The sequence below is a fragment of the Pantoea sp. 22096 genome (genome assembly GCF_052045955.1).
In the GTDB taxonomy this organism is placed as follows: Bacteria; Pseudomonadota; Gammaproteobacteria; order Enterobacterales; family Enterobacteriaceae; genus Pantoea; species Pantoea alfalfae.
In genome coordinates, this window is record NZ_JBQEPW010000009.1 from 59,232 (window position 1) to 78,279 (window position 19,048).

22 protein-coding genes are annotated in these 19,048 nt (G+C 53.9%); 12 read left to right on the forward strand and 10 right to left on the reverse strand.

Annotation, left to right across the window (positions count from 1 at the left end; genetic code table 11):
* Nucleotides 1-7 precede the first annotated feature (7 nt).
* The 4 genes from ACTJKZ_RS20000 to envC form a co-directional block, all read right to left on the reverse strand.
* Nucleotides 8-919 (reverse strand): hypothetical protein, encoded by a 912-nt coding sequence (locus ACTJKZ_RS20000; protein WP_253420494.1) that lies wholly within the window; start codon nucleotides 917-919, stop codon nucleotides 8-10.
* A complete protein-coding gene (locus tag ACTJKZ_RS20005; RefSeq protein WP_440829978.1) occupies nucleotides 912-2,141 on the reverse strand; it encodes a glycosyltransferase in 1,230 nt (409 codons plus the stop codon). Before ACTJKZ_RS20005 ends, ACTJKZ_RS20000 begins: the two co-directional genes overlap by 8 nt.
* Nucleotides 2,142-2,244: 103 nt before the next feature.
* Nucleotides 2,245-3,147, reverse strand: coding sequence for a divergent polysaccharide deacetylase family protein (locus ACTJKZ_RS20010; RefSeq protein WP_440829979.1), 903 nt, complete (start codon nucleotides 3,145-3,147; stop codon nucleotides 2,245-2,247).
* A gap of 3 nt (nucleotides 3,148-3,150) precedes the next feature.
* Nucleotides 3,151-4,452: a murein hydrolase activator EnvC gene (gene envC / locus ACTJKZ_RS20015; protein ID WP_161732976.1), complete on the reverse strand. Its 1,302-nt coding sequence runs from the start codon at nucleotides 4,450-4,452 to the stop codon at nucleotides 3,151-3,153.
* A 252-nt stretch (nucleotides 4,453-4,704) separates the two neighbouring features.
* On the opposite strand from envC, the gene ACTJKZ_RS20020 reads away from it, so the two are divergent.
* The 5 genes from ACTJKZ_RS20020 to cysE all read left to right on the forward strand — a co-directional run bounded on the left by ACTJKZ_RS20020 (nucleotide 4,705) and on the right by cysE (nucleotide 7,825).
* The gene (locus ACTJKZ_RS20020; RefSeq protein ID WP_161732978.1) at nucleotides 4,705-5,136 is read left to right on the forward strand and encodes a rhodanese-like domain-containing protein; all 432 of its coding nucleotides are present in this window, start codon (nucleotides 4,705-4,707) and stop codon (nucleotides 5,134-5,136) included.
* A 19-nt stretch (nucleotides 5,137-5,155) separates the two neighbouring features.
* A complete protein-coding gene (gene grxC, locus ACTJKZ_RS20025) occupies nucleotides 5,156-5,410 on the forward strand; it encodes a glutaredoxin 3 (protein ID WP_008926942.1) in 255 nt (84 codons plus the stop codon).
* A 38-nt stretch (nucleotides 5,411-5,448) separates the two neighbouring features.
* Entirely contained in the window at nucleotides 5,449-5,919 is a 471-nt protein-coding gene (gene secB, locus ACTJKZ_RS20030; RefSeq protein WP_161732980.1) for a protein-export chaperone SecB, read from the forward strand.
* Nucleotides 5,919-6,935, forward strand: a complete 1,017-nt coding sequence (gene gpsA / locus ACTJKZ_RS20035) for an NAD(P)H-dependent glycerol-3-phosphate dehydrogenase (RefSeq protein WP_197061506.1) — start codon at nucleotides 5,919-5,921, stop codon at nucleotides 6,933-6,935. The genes secB and gpsA overlap by 1 nt, the downstream gene beginning before the upstream one ends.
* Before the next feature lie 68 nt (nucleotides 6,936-7,003).
* Nucleotides 7,004-7,825: a serine O-acetyltransferase gene (cysE, locus tag ACTJKZ_RS20040; RefSeq protein ID WP_090967199.1), complete on the forward strand. Its 822-nt coding sequence runs from the start codon at nucleotides 7,004-7,006 to the stop codon at nucleotides 7,823-7,825.
* Here the strand turns inward: cysE and trmL are convergent.
* The 3 genes from trmL to cpxR are packed head-to-tail and all read right to left on the reverse strand — an operon-like array spanning nucleotide 7,822 to nucleotide 10,405.
* A complete protein-coding gene (gene trmL / locus ACTJKZ_RS20045) occupies nucleotides 7,822-8,295 on the reverse strand; it encodes a tRNA (uridine(34)/cytosine(34)/5-carboxymethylaminomethyluridine(34)-2'-O)-methyltransferase TrmL (protein WP_440829980.1) in 474 nt (157 codons plus the stop codon). The genes cysE and trmL overlap by 4 nt on opposite strands.
* A gap of 35 nt (nucleotides 8,296-8,330) precedes the next feature.
* Nucleotides 8,331-9,710 carry an envelope stress sensor histidine kinase CpxA gene (cpxA, locus tag ACTJKZ_RS20050; RefSeq protein ID WP_013359484.1) on the reverse strand — a complete coding sequence of 460 codons (1,380 nt, stop codon included), beginning with the start codon at nucleotides 9,708-9,710 and terminating at the stop codon, nucleotides 8,331-8,333.
* Nucleotides 9,707-10,405: an envelope stress response regulator transcription factor CpxR gene (gene cpxR, locus ACTJKZ_RS20055; protein ID WP_009088062.1), complete on the reverse strand. Its 699-nt coding sequence runs from the start codon at nucleotides 10,403-10,405 to the stop codon at nucleotides 9,707-9,709. Before cpxR ends, cpxA begins: the two co-directional genes overlap by 4 nt.
* Nucleotides 10,406-10,553: 148 nt before the next feature.
* Here cpxR and cpxP point away from each other — a divergent pair, with 148 nt between their 5' ends.
* From cpxP to ACTJKZ_RS20085, 6 genes are all read left to right on the forward strand, one after another.
* Complete coding sequence (cpxP, locus tag ACTJKZ_RS20060; RefSeq protein WP_161732983.1) at nucleotides 10,554-11,063, forward strand: cell-envelope stress modulator CpxP; 510 nt, start codon at nucleotides 10,554-10,556, stop codon at nucleotides 11,061-11,063.
* Nucleotides 11,064-11,518: 455 nt separating this feature from the next.
* A complete protein-coding gene (locus tag ACTJKZ_RS20065) occupies nucleotides 11,519-11,674 on the forward strand; it encodes a general stress protein (RefSeq protein ID WP_010258211.1) in 156 nt (51 codons plus the stop codon).
* A 237-nt stretch (nucleotides 11,675-11,911) separates the two neighbouring features.
* On the forward strand, nucleotides 11,912-12,814 hold the full coding sequence (fieF, locus tag ACTJKZ_RS20070; RefSeq protein ID WP_161732985.1) for a CDF family cation-efflux transporter FieF: 903 nt from the start codon (nucleotides 11,912-11,914) through the stop codon (nucleotides 12,812-12,814).
* A gap of 207 nt (nucleotides 12,815-13,021) precedes the next feature.
* Nucleotides 13,022-13,984: a 6-phosphofructokinase gene (gene pfkA, locus ACTJKZ_RS20075; RefSeq protein WP_003851263.1), complete on the forward strand. Its 963-nt coding sequence runs from the start codon at nucleotides 13,022-13,024 to the stop codon at nucleotides 13,982-13,984.
* A gap of 142 nt (nucleotides 13,985-14,126) precedes the next feature.
* Nucleotides 14,127-15,116 carry a sulfate ABC transporter substrate-binding protein gene (locus tag ACTJKZ_RS20080; protein WP_222924834.1) on the forward strand — a complete coding sequence of 330 codons (990 nt, stop codon included), beginning with the start codon at nucleotides 14,127-14,129 and terminating at the stop codon, nucleotides 15,114-15,116.
* 160 nt (nucleotides 15,117-15,276) lie between these two features.
* Nucleotides 15,277-16,050 (forward strand): CDP-diacylglycerol diphosphatase, encoded by a 774-nt coding sequence (locus ACTJKZ_RS20085; protein ID WP_440829981.1) that lies wholly within the window; start codon nucleotides 15,277-15,279, stop codon nucleotides 16,048-16,050.
* 28 nt (nucleotides 16,051-16,078) lie between these two features.
* On the opposite strand, the gene tpiA is transcribed toward ACTJKZ_RS20085, so the two are convergent.
* Nucleotides 16,079-16,846, reverse strand: a complete 768-nt coding sequence (gene tpiA, locus ACTJKZ_RS20090) for a triose-phosphate isomerase (RefSeq protein ID WP_253420466.1) — start codon at nucleotides 16,844-16,846, stop codon at nucleotides 16,079-16,081.
* Nucleotides 16,847-16,966: 120 nt separating this feature from the next.
* A complete protein-coding gene (locus tag ACTJKZ_RS20095; RefSeq protein WP_161732993.1) occupies nucleotides 16,967-17,557 on the reverse strand; it encodes a DUF1454 family protein in 591 nt (196 codons plus the stop codon).
* 98 nt (nucleotides 17,558-17,655) lie between these two features.
* On the opposite strand from ACTJKZ_RS20095, the gene ACTJKZ_RS20100 reads away from it, so the two are divergent.
* The gene (locus tag ACTJKZ_RS20100) at nucleotides 17,656-18,090 is read left to right on the forward strand and encodes a DUF805 domain-containing protein (RefSeq protein WP_222924837.1); all 435 of its coding nucleotides are present in this window, start codon (nucleotides 17,656-17,658) and stop codon (nucleotides 18,088-18,090) included.
* On the opposite strand, the gene fpr is transcribed toward ACTJKZ_RS20100, so the two are convergent.
* Nucleotides 18,081-18,827, reverse strand: a complete 747-nt coding sequence (gene fpr, locus ACTJKZ_RS20105; protein WP_253420464.1) for a ferredoxin--NADP(+) reductase — start codon at nucleotides 18,825-18,827, stop codon at nucleotides 18,081-18,083. The genes ACTJKZ_RS20100 and fpr overlap by 10 nt on opposite strands.
* Nucleotides 18,828-19,048 lie beyond the last annotated feature (221 nt).

A 19,048-nucleotide genomic window follows, 5' to 3' on the forward strand; every position in this document is an offset into this window, starting at 1 on the left:
CGCCTGATTAGCTTTGCTTCTTCTCTTCGTCGGTCAGGTAGCGCACTTTGCGCGTGTAATCCTGACCTTTAAAGTTCAGCGGCTGCTGCGGGTCGGCCAGGTATTTTTGCCATTCCGACAACGGGAATCCGCCATGCGCCCCAACCACATCCGGCGGGATGACTGCCGACTGACCGCCGATTTTTTTTGAGACCGGCCAGTTAGCCCATTCCCCCAGATTGACGGTTTTAATATCCAGCATGTCGAGCAACACTGCGAGCGGCAACTGGTCAGTAGGCGGCTGGCTGTCGTTCATTAAATTCCAGGTATCATTAAACAGCGTCAGCCACAGCGGCGAAATGCGCTGCCAGACTTCACGGGTGGCAGCCAGGTAAGCGCCATTCACATGGTCCACCAGATAAGGCCGGATACTGTGCGGATAGTAGGCGGGGATCGCTGCTTCCGGCGCACCGTCCAGCTTGGCAATCATTTTCCCCTGACGAAAGCTGGAATAGAGATGGCCTGGCTTCATCATGATCTGCGGCATCTTAAGCAGATTGAGGTCGGAATCGATCATCAGAATACCGTCGCCTTCTGCCTGTAAAGGCGCCTGCAACTTGATCAAACGACTGCGATAGATTTGCTTATAGCGATAATTTTCTTCCCGATGCGGAACATCCAGCGTCGCCACGCGGGTTTTAGCCGGCAGGCTGCCAAAGGCGTGCGCTGGCTGATCGCTGACAATCACGACCTCTTTTGTCCCCGTTGCGAAACGTGCCGCAAAATCGGCACTGAGCAGGGCTTCTTCAATATAGTCCGCGCCTGTGCAGGGGATCACGACAGACGTGACCGGTACAGTGCCCTGAACCTCTTTTTGCGAATAAGGCAGGTTATGGCGCGCCCTGATATGGCGGTAACGGGGATTTAAAAAATTAAGCATGAGGTTTCTTTTTGACGACGCTTTGCAGAATATTCTCGACGCCGCTGATATAAGTTTCAATGGCGTACTGTTCACGTACGCGTTTCGCTGCCGCATTGGTCAGGCGTTGACGCAATTCCGTATCCTGCCACAGTGCGGTCAGGTGCTGGGTCAGTTGTACCACGTTGCCGTAATCAAACAGCAGTCCGGTTACGTCATGACTGATCAATTCGGCAGTGCCGACCACACGGGATCCCACAACGGCGGTATTCACCAGCATCGCCTCCAGCACAACCCGGGGTAAACCTTCACTGCGTGAGGCCAGAATAAACGCATCAAAAGCCGTGAGGTAATCGAGAGCATTATTCTGAAAGCCCGTAAAAACCACGTGATGCTGGATGTTCTCTGCTGTAGCAAGCTGCAGCAGATGCTGAAGTTCCGGACCCGCGCCGACAATCACCATCCGCCAGTCTGCATCGGGATTGGCGCGTTTAAAACGGCCCAGCGCCTGCAGGATATGGTGATTAGATTTGCGCAATATCAGGGAGCCGATAGTGCCAAATACAAAGGTCGAAGGGGAGAGTTTAAAACGCTGGCGGACTTCAAGGCGGTCGGGCAGAGTCTGGTGAACGTCGATAGCATTACTGACGGTAAAACAGCGTTCTACATCGATACCATGACGACGCAGGGTATTCCTGACGCCCTGCGATACGGCAATCACAGCCTGGCAATCCTGATTCACCATGCTCACCAGCCGCGGTTCCAGAACCGGATCGATACGGCAGTGTTGAACCACCGCAACGTCAAGGCTGCGCGCGGCCAGATAACCTTCCACATTGGTGCTGGGCTGGTTATTCATGTAGAGCGTGTCGAAATTACCCAGCTGTAGCAGTGAATTGATTTTGCTGGCATTGGGCATAATTCGCCAGCGCGTATCAATCTCATCAATAGCGCGCTTCTTGAGCTTTTTATTGAAAAACAGCAGCGCGCGCACGGCTTCTTTAACAAATTTAGCCCAGCGTGGCTGTTTGATTTGCGGAATAAAAAAGACCGGAATGGCCAGCGCATTTAGCGTGGCCTCAATGGTTTCGTCGTTACCACGGCTGTAGTTGTGGTAGAAGCAACAGGTGATATCAAATTTTTGACGATCGATACGTTTCAGCAGCTCCAGCATACTGTTGGTGCCGCCACCCCACTCTCTGCCGTTATCCAGCAGCAGGATTTTTTGTTTATTTATCGTCATCCCTATCACTGTTTCCGCACAGCCCGTTATTGTCCGACCCTGGATTATAGTAATTTCTGCGTATAAATGAACGCTAAGCCGGAGACTTAGCATTCATAGCAAATCAGAACAGATTTTTTAGCGTGGTAAACAGTGGGCTGTGATTCACACTTTCAGCGATTACGGCTAAGGCTCGGGTCGCCGGAACCGGTGCCAGTGGCTGTTTCACTTTACACAGGCTGGCAGGCTGGAAGCGTGGTGGTACCGGTTTTGGCGGAGCCACTGGCGTCGGTGAGCCGCTGCGGAGTGATTCGTTCAACAGCTGGCTGGGACGAACCAGCGTTATGTCGGCTGGCAGCGTGGGTAACATCTGTTGCAGCACCCGAACGGTAGTCGGATGGGGATGACCAATGGCAATCGCATAACCGTCGCGCTGCGCCAGCTTCACCGCCCGATTGAACTGCTGGCGGATGGCGTTAATATCCTGGCTGTCATCAAGAAAGACCCGACGTTTTAACACCCTGACCTGAGTACCCTGCGTGGCAGGTATCGCCTGACTGTTAGCGATGGTCATGCTATCCAGGAAGTAAAGATTGTAGTGGTTCAGCGCCTGCATCACTTTCTGCATGCCGGGCAGGCTTGAGGTCATTCTGCTGCCCATATGGTTATTCAGACCGACGGCATAAGGCACGTTGTTAACCGCATTACGCATGATGCGGGTAACCTCTTCGCTGCTCATCTCTGGCGTTAAGGTATCTTTTTCCAGCGGCTGTTTACTGAGCGGTGCCATCGGCAGATGGATCAGTACTTCATGACCACTCTGATGTGCTTTAGTCGCCATTTCATGCGCATGGGGTGCGTTGGGCAAGACCGCTAATGAAATAGCCTGCGGCATCTGCAGGACTTTGTTCTCTTCGGCAGGGCGATAGCCGACATCATCGATGACAATAGCCAGTTTGCCAGCCTGTGCAGCGTAGCTGAACAGTAAGGCGCTCAACAGAATGGAGATTTTTCGACGTTGCAGCAAAACTTATTTTCCTAACCACGGGAGTGGATTGACGGCCTGTCCCTGACGTCGGATTTCAAAATAGAGCGACGGGGTACCGCGGCCACCACTGGTGCCCACCAGTGCGATAGGCTGTCCTGCCTTCACCTGCGTACCCACGCTCACCAGCGCACTTTGGTTATAGCCATACAGGCTCATATCACCTTTGCCGTGCTCCAGCACAACCACCAGTCCGTAGCCCTGCAACCAGTCGGCCATCAGCACACGACCATCGGCGATAGCTTTCACCTCGGTGCCTTCCCGCGCATCAATCACCAGTCCTTTCCAGCGCAGTTCACCCTGGAGCTGTTCACCAAAGCGATGTTCAATACGTCCGCGCACCGGCCACAACGCCTGTCCGCCTGCACGACCGAGTCCACCGGTGCGGGCGACCAGTTCACGTTCGCTCTGGGTTGGCTGATAGCTGGAGCCTTTGGCTTTCGCCTGCGCCTGACGCTGACGCACTTTTTCCGCCTCACGGGCTTCACGTGCTGCGCGCTCACGCGCCTCGCGCTCCGCGCGGGCGATCTTATCCTGCAGACGGCTTTCGTTCTGACGCATCTCGACCAGATCGGCCTGATCTTTTTCCAGCGCGCTTTCCAGTGACGTCAGGGTCTTTTTACGCGCGTCGCTCGCCTGTTGCAGCTTCTGCTGCTGGCCCTGCTGCTGCGCTAATAACTCTTTCTGCTGCTGTTGCTTCTGCTCCAGCGAGGCACGTTGCTGATCCAAATCCTGACGTGTCTTTTGCAGCGATTCGATACTTTTCTGACGGGCAGCGTTCAGATAGCCGAAATAGGCCAGAATACGCTCACTGCGCTGGCTCTCTTCACCGCCCATCAAAAGCTGTACGCCACTGTGCTGACCCTGACGAAATGCCGCATCAAGTTGCTCAGAAAGCAGGCTTTCCTGCTGAGTTTGCTGTTTCTCCAGGCGAGCGATGGAGGTAGCGAGCTGCCTGATCTCATCATTCAGCGCGGTGAGGCTGTTGCGGGTGTCACGCAGCTGACGGCTCGCCAGCGCGATGATTTTTTCCTGGCTCTGCAACTGATCCAGCAGTTTGCTGCGCTGCAGTTTCTGCGCTTTAACGCTTTTCTCTTTTGCAGCAATGTTTTGCTGAATAGATTGCAACTGAGATTTACTGTCCTCTGCGCTGTGAACAGCGGCAGGCAACAACAGTGCTCCCGCACAAAGCAGACTAAGGGAGAAGCTGGACAGGTGTGTGAACAACGGCAGGTTATCGCCGTTGGGACGGGTCCTTGTGTGCGAAACGGTTGTTTTTCCCTTCATAGGCCAATGATTATTCCACGATGAACCGCCGCTTACCAGTGCTGCCAGCGGGCATTTGCTTTTCCAGTTATGTCCACTTTCGCCATGACATGGATTAACCCTTACGCCATTTTTGCCTTTCAGCCACTTTTTTTGGAAAATGGAGCACAAATCGATACTCTGGCCGCATAGCATCTGTACATGCGAAGTGGCGCAGGTATACTCAGAACCCTTGTTTTAGCTTATTAGCCCGGTCTGGAGTCGTTACCCCTCATGCAAGAAATTATGCAGTTTGCAAGCAATCACCCCATCCTGAGTCTGGCATGGGTCGTTTTACTCGTTATGGTGATTGTGACTACCGTTAAAGGAATGTTCTCTAAGGTAAAAACGATCAGCCGCGGTGAAGCCACCCGCCTGATTAATAAAGAGGACGCGGTAGTAGTAGACGTGCGTTCGCGCGACGATTTCCGCAGGGGGCATATTTCAGGTGCGCTGAATGTGGCAGCCGCTGAGATTAAAAAAGGCAACATCGACGAACTGGCAAAGCATAAGGCGCAGCCCATAATTGTGGTGTGTGCAACCGGACAAAGCGCAGGCGATTCTGCTGCACATCTCAGCGCGGCAGGCTTTGAGCAGGTTTCAGTGCTGAAAGAGGGTATCAGTGGCTGGAGCGGCGAAAATCTGCCGTTGGTTCGCGGTAAATAATCTTACAGAGGTGCTGATCATGGCAAACGTTGAAATGTATACCAAGGCCACCTGTCCTTACTGCCATCGTGCGAAGGCGCTGTTAACGCAAAAAGGCGTTTCGTTTCAGGAAATTCCCATCGATGGTGATATGGCGAAGCGCGAAGAGATGATCAAGCGTAGCGGTCGTACCACCGTGCCTCAGATTTTTATTGATGCGCAGCACATTGGCGGCTGCGATGACTTATTCGCACTCGATAATCGCGAAGGTTTAGATCCCTTACTGCAGGCGTAATTTTACGCCGGACAACCTCATATATAGGATTTGGTCACATGTCAGAACACAACACCAACGAAATGCAGTTCCAGATTCAGCGCGTATTCACTAAAGATATCTCTTTTGAAGCGCCAAATGCCCCGCAGGTTTTCCAGAAAGAGTGGGAACCGGACGTTAAGCTGGACCTGGATACTGCATCTTCTCAGCTGGCTGACGACGTTTACGAAGTGGTACTTCGTGTGACTGTAACCGCAACTGTGGGCGAAGAGACCGCTTTCCTGTGTGAAGTTCAGCAGGCCGGTATTTTCACCATCAGCGGTATCGAAGGAACGCAGATGGCACATTGCCTGGGTGCATACTGCCCGAACATTCTGTTCCCATACGCACGCGAATGTATTACCAGCCTGGTATCACGTGGTACCTTCCCGCAGCTGAACCTGGCACCGGTTAACTTTGATGCGCTGTTCATGAACTACCTGCAGCAGCAACAAGGTGAAGAAGGTGCTGAACCACATCAGGATGCCTGATGACAACTCACGCTTCGATTAGCGTCATCGGTGCCGGTTCCTACGGCACCGCTTTGGCGATTACGCTGGCCCGTAACGGCCACCCGGTGCTGTTGTGGGGACATAACCCGGCGCATCTGGCGCAACTTCAGACTGACCGCTGCAACACTGCTTTCCTGCCCGATGTACCGTTCCCCGACAATCTCTCCCTTGAGCCTGATCTGACCAAAACCATTGCCGCCAGCCGTGATTTATTAATCGTGGTGCCGAGTCATGTGTTCGGCGATGTGCTGCAGCAGATTAAACCTCATCTGCGGCCAGACTCGCGTATTGTCTGGGCGACCAAAGGGCTGGAAAAAGAGACGGGCCGTCTGCTGCAGGACGTGGCACGTGAAATAGTGGGTGATGCTATTCCGCTGGCCGTGATCTCCGGGCCGACCTTTGCAAAAGAGCTGGCGGCAGGATTACCGACGGCCATCGCGCTGGCCGCAACGGATGCGCAGTTTGCTGACGACCTGCAGCAGAAGCTGCACTGCGGTAAAAGCTTCCGCGTTTATAACAATCCAGATTTCATCGGCGTACAGCTGGGCGGCGCGGTAAAAAACGTCATCGCTATTGGTGCCGGGATGTCTGACGGGATTGGTTTTGGCGCGAATGCGCGTACTGCACTGATCACCCGTGGTCTGGCTGAAATGAGTCGGCTGGGCGCAGCGCTGGGTGCCGATCCCACCACCTTTATGGGTATGGCAGGTCTGGGCGATCTGGTGCTGACCTGTACCGATAATCAGTCGCGAAATCGTCGGTTTGGCATGATGCTGGGCCAGGGCGAGGATGTAGATAGCGCGCAACGCATTATCGGACAAGTTGTAGAAGGGTACAGAAACACCAAAGAAGTCAAAGCATTGGCTGCGCGTTTTGGTGTGGAAATGCCGATCACCGAGCAGATTTATCAGGTGTTGTATTGCGAAAAACCGGCGAGAGATGCAGCATTGAGCCTGCTGGGACGAACAAGGAAGGACGAAAACAGCATCAGCTAACGCAGGACGCGTAGCATCATCACCTGTAGCGCCCATTCAGGCGCTTTTTTTATCGGGAGAAAACAGCAATGTCGTCTGATGAGTTAGAACTGGTCTGGAATAATATCAAAGCAGAAGCGCGCGCCCTGGCTGATTGTGAGCCGATGCTGGCCAGTTTCTTCCACGCGACATTGCTCAAGCATGAAAATCTTGGTAGCGCTTTGAGTTATATGCTGGCCAACAAGCTGGCTAACCCGATTATGCCCGCCATCGCCATTCGTGAAATCGTTGAAGAAGCCTACCGTGAAGATCCGTCGATGATTATGTCTGCGGCTTACGATATTCAGGCGGTGCGCCAGCGCGACCCGGCGGTCGATAAATACTCCACGCCGCTGCTCTATCTCAAAGGATTTCATGCACTTCAGGCCTACCGCATTGGTCACTGGCTGTGGAATGAAGGCCGGCGTGCGCTGGCGGTTTATCTGCAGAATGAAATCTCCGTCTCTTTTGCCGTTGATATTCATCCCGCCGCCAACATTGGTCACGGCATTATGCTCGACCATGCCACTGGCATTGTGATTGGCGAAACCGCCGTGGTTGAGAATGATGTCTCGATCCTGCAATCGGTGACGCTGGGCGGTACCGGCAAAACCAGCGGCGACCGCCATCCGAAAATCCGTGAAGGGGTAATGATTGGTGCCGGTGCGAAAGTGCTGGGGAATATTGAAGTCGGCAGGGGAGCAAAAATTGGCGCGGGTTCTGTGGTGTTACAGCCTGTGCCGCCACACACCACGGCAGCAGGCGTACCCGCGCGTATCGTCGGCAAGCCAGGCAGTGAAAAGCCGTCAATGGATATGGATCAGCACTTCAATGGCAGCCTGGCCGGTTTTCAGTTTGGCGACGGCATCTAATCTTTAATCAGTGCGCCCGCGTAATCCAGCTGGCGCCACGCTTCATAGACCACTACTGAAACGGCATTCGATAAATTCATGCTGCGGCTTTCCGCTTTCATTGGGATGCGGATTTTCTGCTGCGCCGGTAACGCCGCCAGAATTTCCGCTGGCAGTCCACGGCTCTCAGGTCCAAACAGCAGATAATCGCCAGCCTGATAGGCGACGGCACTGTGTGTGGGTGTACCTTTGGTCGTCAGCGCAAACAGACGTTCAGGCGACTCCGTGGCGATAAATGCCTGATAGTCAGCATGGAATTTTATGGCCGTGAATTCGTGGTAATCCAGTCCGGCGCGACGTAAACGCTTGTCATCCCAGGCGAAGCCGAGCGGCTGAATCAGATGAAGCTGGAAGCCCGTATTGGCGCACAGGCGAATGATATTGCCGGTATTTGGCGGAATTTCTGGTTCAAACAAGACAATGTTAAGCATAAGGCCCCCGATGACAGGGGCCGAAGCATAGCAAATTATTGACGACCGGAGGAGTAGAGCGGCAACCAGAGGGTCAGACGCAGGCCGCCCAGTGGACTGTCATCGGCTTTAACCCAGCCGCGATGCTGCTGCACTGCCGTTTCAACAATGGCCAGGCCAAGACCCGTGCCGCCTGATTCGCGATCGCGCGCTTCATCGGTACGGTAGAAGGGTCGGAAAATCTGTTCACGATCTTCCGGACTCACGCCAGGGCCGTCATCATCAACGTGTACCGTGATACCGGAAATATCGACGGAGAAGCTGACGCTGATATGGGTGTGTGAGTAGCGCAGCGCATTGCGCACGATGTTTTCCAGTGCACTCTCCAGCGCATGAGGGTTGCCGTAGAGCGGCCATGGGCCAGGCGGGTAGGGGATATCCATCTTCTTGCCCATCTGCTCAGCCTCAAAACGGGCATCTTCCAGCACCCCATTCCACAACTGATTCGCCTTCATCGCTTCGCTGACCAGTGCATTTTTATGCTGGGTGCGTGACAACACCAGCAGGTCGTTGATCATGCCATCCAGACGCTGTGCTTCCATCTCAATCCGCTCCAGCTCTTTCCCTTCGCCCTGACGCCGACGCAGCAGCGCGGTAGCCAGTTGCAGACGAGTAAGCGGGGTACGAAGCTCATGACTGATATCCGATAGCAGACGTTGCTGACCGGTCATCATTCGCTCCAGCGCACTCACCATCTGGTTAAAGCTGGAACCCGCCGCCAGAAACTCCTGTGGGCCTGACTCCAGTTCCGGATGCTGACGCAGATTCCCGCTTGCCACTTCATCGGCGGCATATTTCAGCTTACGCGCCGGACGTGCCAGACTCCACGCCAGCCACAGCAGCAGCGGTGAGCTGATGAGCATGGTGACAATAAGCAACAGCAACGGACGGTCAAACAGCAGATTGACGAAATCCAGCTGGGAACTGTTGGCGGGACGGATCATGTAAAGCTGGTAGTTATCTTCGCCATCCCGTACGGCGAAAGGCCCTACCAGCTCAACTCGACCATATTTCTTTTTCTGCGGATGATCGGCGTTATCAGACTGGCCGATAAAGTTGCGGATAACCTGCATTTCGTTATGTTGCGCGCCAATCACCCGACCTTCACTGGTCACTAACAGCAGCCGCTGACCCGGCGGTGCCCACTTTTCTACGGCGCGAAACAGACGACGCCACCACATCAGATCGTTAGGGGGATCCTGTGACAGCTCTGCTTCGACGTGTTGCTCAATCATGATGCCCTGCCGCTGTTCACTTTCCAGCAGCGAGGTCATCTGTCGTGAATCGAGCTTGGGCACCATCAGCACCAGCATCAACACCAGCGCCAGCGTTAACCAGAAGATGGCGAAGATACGGGTGGTCAGACTTCCAATCATGATGCCGAAACCATCAGGTAGCCGCGGCCACGTAAGGTTTTAAACCAGGGATGACCGTCACGGCGTTCAGGCAGCTTGCGGCGCAGATTCGAGATATGCATATCGATGGCGCGGTCAAAAGGTGTCAGGCGCTTGCCCAGCACTTCCTGACTCAGATGTTCACGCGAGACGACCTGGCCCAGATGCTGCGCCAGCAGATAAAGCAGGGTGAACTCCGTGCCGGTGAGATCCAGCGTGACATCATCAAAACTCGCTTCCTGACGGCCAGGATTGAGCCGCAGGCAGTCCACTTCCAGTGTGGGCGAGCTATTGTCGTGTTGCTGCTGCTGTTCACTCCAGTTTGAGCGGCGCAGAATAGCGCGGATACGCGCCACCAGTTCGCGATCGTTAAACGGTTTAGGCAGATAGTCATCTGCACCGAGTTCGAGGCCCAGTACGCGATCCAGCTCGCTGCCGCGCGCCGTGAGCATGATGACGGGGGTTTGATGTTGCTGACGCAGTTCTTTCAGGGTGTCGATACCGTTTTTCTTCGGCATCATGACATCCAGTAAAAGCAAATCAATAGAGTTATCGAGCAGGTTCAGTGCTTGTTCACCATCGCTGGCCACCACCACTTCAAACCCTTCCATTTCTAACAGTTCTTTTAAAAGCGAAGTTAATTCGCGGTCGTCATCTACCAACAGGATTTTATTCATTTTTGTAGCCCTCCGCAGGCAAAATACCGTGTTCCTGGCGCACCTATCTATCGCTTTACGTAGTTTTACACCCCCTGACGGATGTTTGCAGCTGTCGCCGTACACTGGCTCTCGTTGAATCGCAAAACGGAACGAACTGGAGTACACGATGCGCAAATTAACCGCCGTCGTCCTTGCCTCAGCGATGGCTCTGAGTGTCGCCAGCGCAGGTGCTAAAGATGCGACGACGATTGACGAGATGCATCATGGCGGATTGCCGACAGGCAGTATGACGCAAAATCCGCAAAGCCACATGTTCGATGGTATCGAGCTGACTGAAGTGCAGCGTCAGCAGATGCGAGACCTGATGCAACAGGCCCGACATGAGCGCCCGGTCGTTCATATTGACGATATCGCAGCATTACACGACCTGGTGACTGCAGACCAGTTTAACGAAGCGGCCATCCGCGCAAAGGCGGAAGTTATCGCCAGAGTTCAGGTTGAACAGCAGGTTGAGATGGCGCGCGTACAGAATCAAATGTTTCAACTGCTAACGCCGGACCAGCAGGCCACGTTGCAGAAGAATTACCAGCGGCGACTTAATGAGCTGCGACAGTTTTCGAATCTGCAGTCAGCGTCATCGCTGCAGGCAGTGAGTAGTACCAGCAGTAACCAGTAACATAGTATCCCTGTTTTCCTTGCCATAGACACATCCCTGTCTTCCCCCGCCATGATGGTGGGGGTTTTTTTTATCTTTTTTTCACTTTTTTTAATTTGACCGGAATCATCACCACGCAACAAAACCCCCATTTTATTAGCGCTTGTTTAACGTTAGTTTGTCAGGCTCGATGATTATTGACTATTCAGGCCATCACGTAAATTTAAGCGTACCGGTAAGCATCTTAAGGCTGTCAAAATAATTTAAGCCACTGAAACTAATAGATTTACGGCCTTCTCATATAAGCTTTTATCTTAACTTTCAACGCGTTGCTTTTCCCGCGTTACGCTTGCCGGTTCAGGCGCACCCTCTACACTTAATCCTGTCACTGCAGGGAAGTTAAGTGTCTTTGCGAAGTCTCAGGGAGCAACAACCACATTATGTAGTCCTGAATGAATCTATTAACGGAGTAAGTTATGGCAGAGCATCGTGGTGGTTCAGGTAATTTCGCAGATAATCCGCAAAAAGCGTCTGAAGCCGGTAAGAAAGGCGGCCAGAGCAGCGGCGGCGGAAACTTCAAAAACGATCGTGAAAAAGCATCAGAAGCAGGGAAAAAGGGCGGCAAAAAGTAATCGCCGCGTCTTTCTCAGCCCAGACCAGCACATGACTGTGGTCTGACACTGATGTGTATGACACTTTGCCCCGTCCTCCCCGAGGTCGGGGCTTGTTTTTTTATGCCTGCCACGCTTTTGCAAAAGAGACTAAGTCGTTGAATGACCCGCTAAGCACTGCCCGCCTCCTGGTGTTAAACTTTAGCCATTCTTTTATTTGAGTACGCATCATTGCTGATGCTGCAAAGGGAATCTGGCATGCGATCCTCTTATGGCCGACTGGTAAAGCGTGCTGCGCTGGCCGCCACCATTCTTGCTTCTGTGCTGTTAATCGTGAAAATTTTTGCCTGGTGGTACACCGGTTCGGTGAGTTTGCTGGCTTCACTGGTAGACTCGCTGGTGGATATCGCCGCATCCCTGACCAATCTGCTGGTGGTGAGATATGCGCTGCAACCGGCTGACGAAGATCATACTTTCGGGCACGGCAAAGCGGAATCGCTGGCGGCGCTGGCGCAAAGTATGTTTATCTCCGGCTCGGCGCTGTTTCTGTTTCTGACTGGCCTGCAGCATCTTGCCTCGCCCAGTGAGATGCGGGCGCCCGGCGTTGGCGTTGTGGTGACCGTTTTGGCACTGAGTTCAACGCTGGTGCTGGTCGCCTTTCAGCGCTGGGTGGTGCGTAAAACCCGCAGTCAGGCCATCAGGGCTGACATGCTGCACTATCAGTCGGACGTCATCATGAATGGTGCCATTCTGATCGCGCTGGTCCTGAGCAGCTATGGCTTTGTCCGGGCTGATGCCCTGTTCGCGTTGGGGATTGGCATTTTCATTCTCTACAGTGCGTTGCGTATGGGCTATGAGGCGGTGCAGTCATTACTGGATCGCGCGCTACCTGAAGAGGAGCGGCAGCAGATTCTGACACTGGCGACAAACTGGCCACAGGTGCAGGGCGTCCACGATCTGCGAACCCGCCAGTCCGGCCCCACTAAATTTATTCAGCTACATCTGGAACTGGAAGACCAGTTGCCACTGGTGCAGGCGCACCGGGTAGCCGATCAGGTTGAGAAGGCATTACGCAAAGAATTTCCTGGGTCAGACGTAATTATCCATCAGGATCCCTGTTCTGTGGTACCGTTCGAGAGAGAAGATTCTTTAGGTTTTTAACGTAAATGAATCAAATCGATACGAAAGGAATGACGTAACGCTAACATTGCTGCAAAAAATAGTGAAAAGTTGTCTGACCTGAATCAATTCAGCAGCAAGCCTTTGATATACTATCTGCCATCACATGTCGCGCTAATCGTAAAATGATCTTCAGCAGCGATCGACAGGCAGGATTAACCCTTAGTTTTGAACAATCCAGAGGTTGTCATGATCAAAAAAATTGGTGTATTGACCAGTGGCGGTGACGCCCCAGGCATGAACGCAGCTATTCGTGGAGTGGTACGTTCCGCGCTGAGTGAAGGACTGGAAGTTTTTGGGATCTATGACGGTTATCTGGGATTGTACGAAGATCGCATGATTAATCTTGATCGCTACAGCGTCTCCGACATGATTAACCGTGGTGGCACGTTCCTGGGCTCAGCGCGTTTCCCTGAGTTCCGTAATGAAGATGTGCGCCAGGTTGCCATTGAGAACATGAAAAAGCGCGGTATTGATGCGCTGGTTGTGATTGGTGGTGACGGCTCCTACATGGGTGCTAAGCGCCTGACTGAAATGGGCTTCCCATGCATCGGTCTGCCAGGCACCATTGATAACGACGTGGCCGGAACGGATTACACCATCGGTTATTTCACTGCGCTGGAAACCGTGGTTGAAGCGATTGACCGCCTGCGTGACACCTCTTCTTCGCATCAGCGTATTTCGATTGTTGAAGTGATGGGCCGCTACTGTGGCGATCTGACCCTGGCGGCGGCGATTGCCGGTGGCTGCGAGTTCATCGTCCTGCCAGAGTTCCCGTATACCCGCGAAGAGCTGGTTGCGGAAATCAAAGCGGGCATCGCCAAAGGTAAAAAGCACGCTATCGTGGCGATCACCGAACACATCTGCGATATCGACGATCTGGCCCGTTTCATTGAAACAGAAACCAAACGTGAAACCCGTTCGACCGTTCTGGGCCATATTCAGCGTGGCGGTGCACCTTGTGCGTATGACCGTATCCTGGCCTCACGCATGGGCGCTTACTCCATTGAACTGCTGATGCAAGGTTACGGCGGCCGTTGTGTGGGTATTCAGAACGAGAAGATGGTGCATCACGACATCGTCGACGCAATTGAAAACATGAAACGTCCCTTCAAGCGTGACTGGCTCGACACGGCGAAAAAACTCTATTAATTACAGGCGGGGTGTGCTGCACGGCATGCCCCAGCATTCTCCTTGCATATTCCCCTCGGTTATAACAGCTTATTTTTAATTCTTTTAGCTCTGTAATGGTTTATGTCACGCTTAGCCCATAACGACATTGGGAGAGTGCGTAATGAACAAGTGGAGTATTGGCGTTACCCTGTTGCTGGCCTCAACCAGCGTTCTGGCGAAAGACATTCAGCTGTTAAACGTATCCTACGATCCAACGCGTGAACTGTACGAACAGTACAACAAAGCGTTCAGTGCGCACTACAAACAGGAAACCGGCGACAATGTCGTGGTCCGCCAGTCGCATGGCGGTTCCGGAAAGCAGGCGACCTCCGTGATTAACGGCATCCGGGCGGATGTGGTCACACTGGCGTTGCAATCCGATGTTGATGCCATTGCCGAACGCGGTCGTATTGATAAGGACTGGATCAAACGTCTGCCGGACAACTCTGCGCCTTACACCTCGACCATCGTCTTCCTGGTTCGTAAAGATAACCCCAAGGGTATCCATGACTGGAGCGACCTGACGAAGCCAGACGTATCTGTGATTACGCCTAACCCGAAAACGTCCGGCGGCGCCCGCTGGAACTATCTGGCGGCCTGGGGCTGGGCACTGGATCATAACAACGGTGATCAGGCTAAAGCGCTGGCTTACGTCAGAGCGCTGTTCAAAAACGTTGAAGTGCAGGATTCGGGTGCACGCGGCGCCACCAACACCTTCGTTGAGCGCGGGATTGGCGATGTGCTGATCGCCTGGGAAAACGAAGCTTATCTGGCGGTTAACAAACTGGGTAAAGACAAGTTCGAGATTGTTACCCCGAGCGAATCGATTCTGGCTGAACCGACCGTGTCGGTGGTCGATAAAGTGGTGGATGAAAAGGGCACGCGTAAAGTCGCTGACGCTTATCTGAAATATCTCTACTCGCCAGAAGGCCAGACCATCGCTGCACAGAACTACTATCGCCCGCGTGATGCTGAAATCGCGAAGAAATTTGCCAGCACCTTTGCACCCGTGAAGCTGTTCACCATTCAGGACAAGTTTGGTGGCTGGGCGCAGGCTCAGAAAGCCCACTTCGCCGATGGCGGCAGCTATGACCAGGTCATGAAACCATAACGTATTGCGGTCAGCGCGCTCTGCGCTGACCGCTTATCCGCCACCCTCACGTCTTTTCTCTTCTCTGCCCAGCCGCTGGGTTATCTGCCCGAATTCCCCGTGACATTTTTTTCCCGCCAGGCGAGGATGCAGGCTGCTAAACCATTCGGGAAGCGTTGTTATGCCGACAAATCGTCGTGCAACCAGCCTGGTTGCGGTTCTGCTGGTGCTGCTCATTGCGGGAATACTGGTTGCCGCACTGCATTTCAAAAAGAACAGTGATGCACTCTGGCAGATTGTCAGCCAGAAATGTGTGCCTCATCAGCAGAGCAGCAGAGACCCTGCGCCCTGCCAGCGTGTTGACCAGCCGCATCGCTATGCCATGCTGAAAGATATGAACGGGCCGTTGCAGTATCTGCTGATTCCGCTCGACAAAATCACCGGTATCGAAAGCCCGCAGTTACTGCAACCCGCGACGCCTGACTACTTTGCCCTTGCGTGGCATGAACGAACCCTGCTTGCACAGCGACGCGGCTCACCCATTGATGATCGGGTCCTGTCACTGGCGATCAATTCACAATATGGCCGCACGCAGAATCAGCTCCATATTCATCTCTCCTGTCTGCGGGCCGATGTGCGTCAAAAGCTCGACGAGCTGACGCCGCAGCTTAGCGGTCAGTGGCAGGACATCATGCTGCGTAAGCACCGCTACTGGCTGCGAGCCCTGACGGCCGATGAGCTGACTCAGCAGAGTGCATTTATCCGACTGGCCGATGAACGGCCAGAGGCACGCACAGAGATGGGGAAATATGGGCTGGCACTGGCTGAATTAAGCGATGGGCGACTGGTCTTGATGGCGATTCAGCGAAACTGGCTGCTGCTGAACAGTGGGTCGGCGGAGGAGTTGCAGGATCACGCCTGTGAGCTGATCGCGCCCATAAAAAAGGCGGCTTAAGCGCCGCCTCTGCCCGGAATGCTAATGCTTAAGCGTTTTTTGCAGCCGCCGCAGCTTTAACGATTACCGCGAAAGCATCTGCTTTCAGTGACGCACCGCCAACCAGCGCACCATCGATGTCAGGCTGGGTGAACAGCTCAGCAGCATTCTTGTCGTTAACAGAGCCGCCGTACTGAATGATGACCTGTTCAGCGATAGCTGCATTTTTCTTCGCGATATGATCACGGATGAATTTGTGCACGGCCTGAGCCTGAGCAGGGGTCGCAGATTTGCCGGTACCGATGGCCCAGACGGGCTCATACGCGATAACCGCATCTTTGAACGCTTCAGCGCCCTGGGTTTCCAGAACGGCATTCAGCTGACGCGCACAGACTTCTTCGGTTTTACCCGCTTCGTTTTCTGCTTCGGTTTCACCAATGCACAGCACCGGAACCAGGCCCACTGACTTCAGTACCGCGTATTTCTTCGCGATAAACTCGTCGCTCTCTTTGTGGTAAGTGCGGCGTTCTGAATGACCGATAATGATATATTTCGCGCCGATATCTTTCAGCATCTCTGCGGAAACTTCACCGGTAAATGCGCCAGACAGGTTAACGTCCACGTTCTGCGCACCCAGTGCGATGTGGCTACCGGAGATGGCGTGTTTTGCCTGCTCGAGATAGAGCGCTGGCGGTGCAATGGCGACGCCACAACCCTCAACGCCAGAGAGTTCCTTACGCAGACCCGCGATCAGTTCAGCTGTGATCTGCTTGCTGCCATTCAACTTCCAGTTACCCATAACCAGTGGATGTCGCATTCTATCCTCCGCATAACGCGATACATGAAAAATCGCTGCCAGCCGGCAGCGTTGTCTGCCAGACAGTATAGAGATCAAATGTAGTGATGGCTTTGCTTTTCGTCATTTTCAGCCACATCATCAGGGGCTCGCGAGCGCCAGTTTGACCGGTTCAATCGCGAAGGTCAGTCCTTTGTCGCCGTTGTCAGCGACCACAAAACGCAGCGCGCCGTCGACCTGCGCAAAGTAGGGTAAATCCTTACCTTCCTTCAGCAGGCTCTCCAGCTTTTTACGCCCTTCCTCGGCGCTTAATCCTGGTACAAAAAAGCGCAGCATGGCGGTCATATAAGCCAGCGCTTTTTGCTGTGAGGCGCTCTGGTCCGGGCCAGGCAGTGGCAGCCAGGTGATCTGCAGCGTCTTGATTTTACCGGTGCCGGGTTCCAGCGCGGTAGAGGCATAGAGCGTTTCATTGATTTTGCTGGCGGCGCGCGTCAGGTTGCTTTTATCACCCCGGTTATCAATAGCGCGATACTCCGGCAGCATCAATGCTGCATTGGCCAGATTATATTTTTCGCGAAACTGGCCGATAGTCATATCAAAGGTGGGAGCGCCCGCCAGCAGATAAGGCGCGGTGGGCAACGCATCGGGCCGTTCTGGCGGTGGCGGATCGGCGGCAAAGACCGGAACCGTCAGCGCAAACGATAACAGCAGTGCGCCAGGCAAATTCTTCATTTTGTCGATCCTAACCCGTAAACTCAGGCGCAAATTAAAACGGTTTTTATCCGCGAGGTCAAAAGCGCGGCGGTTCTCTTCTCTCTGGATGATAATGCATGACGTTACAACAATGGTGTTTTTCCTGGCGCGGCCGACTGGGACGACGTGATTTCTGGATCTGGCAGGCCGTCTGGTTGCTGACCACGACACTGTTATTCGTCTTAGCAGCAAACGACTGGATTGATAGCCAGATGGCGGCCTTTGGCGTGGTCTGCCTGCTATGGCCCGCCAGCGCGGTTATGGTTAAACGGCTGCACGATCGCAATCGACGCGGCTACTGGGGATTTCTGGTGATTGTTGCCTGGCTGCTGGTGGCGGGAAACTGGACCATGCTGGGTGGGGTTCTGCCCTGGCTGCTGGGCCGCGCCATTCCGCTTGCATTAATCGCTGGTCTGCTGCTGGATCTCGGCGTCTTTCGCGGTACCCCCGGCGCTAACCGGTTTGGTACCGCGACGCAGCCGGTGCGATACCGGCAAACGACTCACCAGTAATGTTCACTGGTGATATGGCCCGGCTTACGCTTCAGGTGTTTGCGCATCTCGCGCGTCTCTTTCAGTAACTGCTGGGTATCGCGCACCATCTGCGGGTTGCCGCACAGCATCACGTGGCTGCTGTCGGCATCCAGGCTTAACCCGGTGGCGCGCTCCAGCTCACCGTTTTCGATCAGCGCCGGGACCCGGCCCGTCAGCGAACCGGCGATCGCTTCGCGACTCACCACTGTCTGGATGTGCAGCTTACCTTGATAATGTTGTTGCAGCTGCTGCATCAGTGGCAAAAAGCTCAGGTCGGCCGCATAGCGTGCGGCATGCACCAGCACGATGTTTTCAAAGCGATCCAGCCCTTCGCCCTGCTGGAGCATCGACAGGTAGGGACCAATCGCGGTGCCGGTTGCCAGCATCCATAAGGTTTTGCATTCCGGGACTTCATCCAGCACAAAGAATCCCGCGGCTTCTTTGGTAACCATCACCTGATCGCCCGGCTGAAGTGCCTGCAGATGCGGACTCAGCTTGCCCTCTGGCACCGTGACCAGGTAAAACTCCAGCAGGTCATCTTTTGGCGCATTGACGTAGGAGTAAGCGCGCTGCACCCGCTCACCGTCGATTTCCAGCGCCAGCTTGGCAAATTGCCCGGCGATAAAAGGATCGATGGGCGCTTTTACCCGGAGACTGAACAATGCATCCGTCCAGTTTTTGACTTCCTTTACTTCACCATTGACCCACTCAGCCATAATCACTCCCGGGTTGTTGATTATTCAGGCAGGTCACTATTTTCGCGACTAGCCAGCGAGATTGCCAGCCTGCGCCCTGGCAAAGGCTCTAATCGACAAACTGTTGCTTTGTCTTTACAGGCTGGCGCATAAACTTGACAGGCGCAAGCCCGGACCTTTTCGCTTACCTCTCGCTTTGTCATCCAATCCTGATATTTTGCCCGCCATAACAAGATGACTGG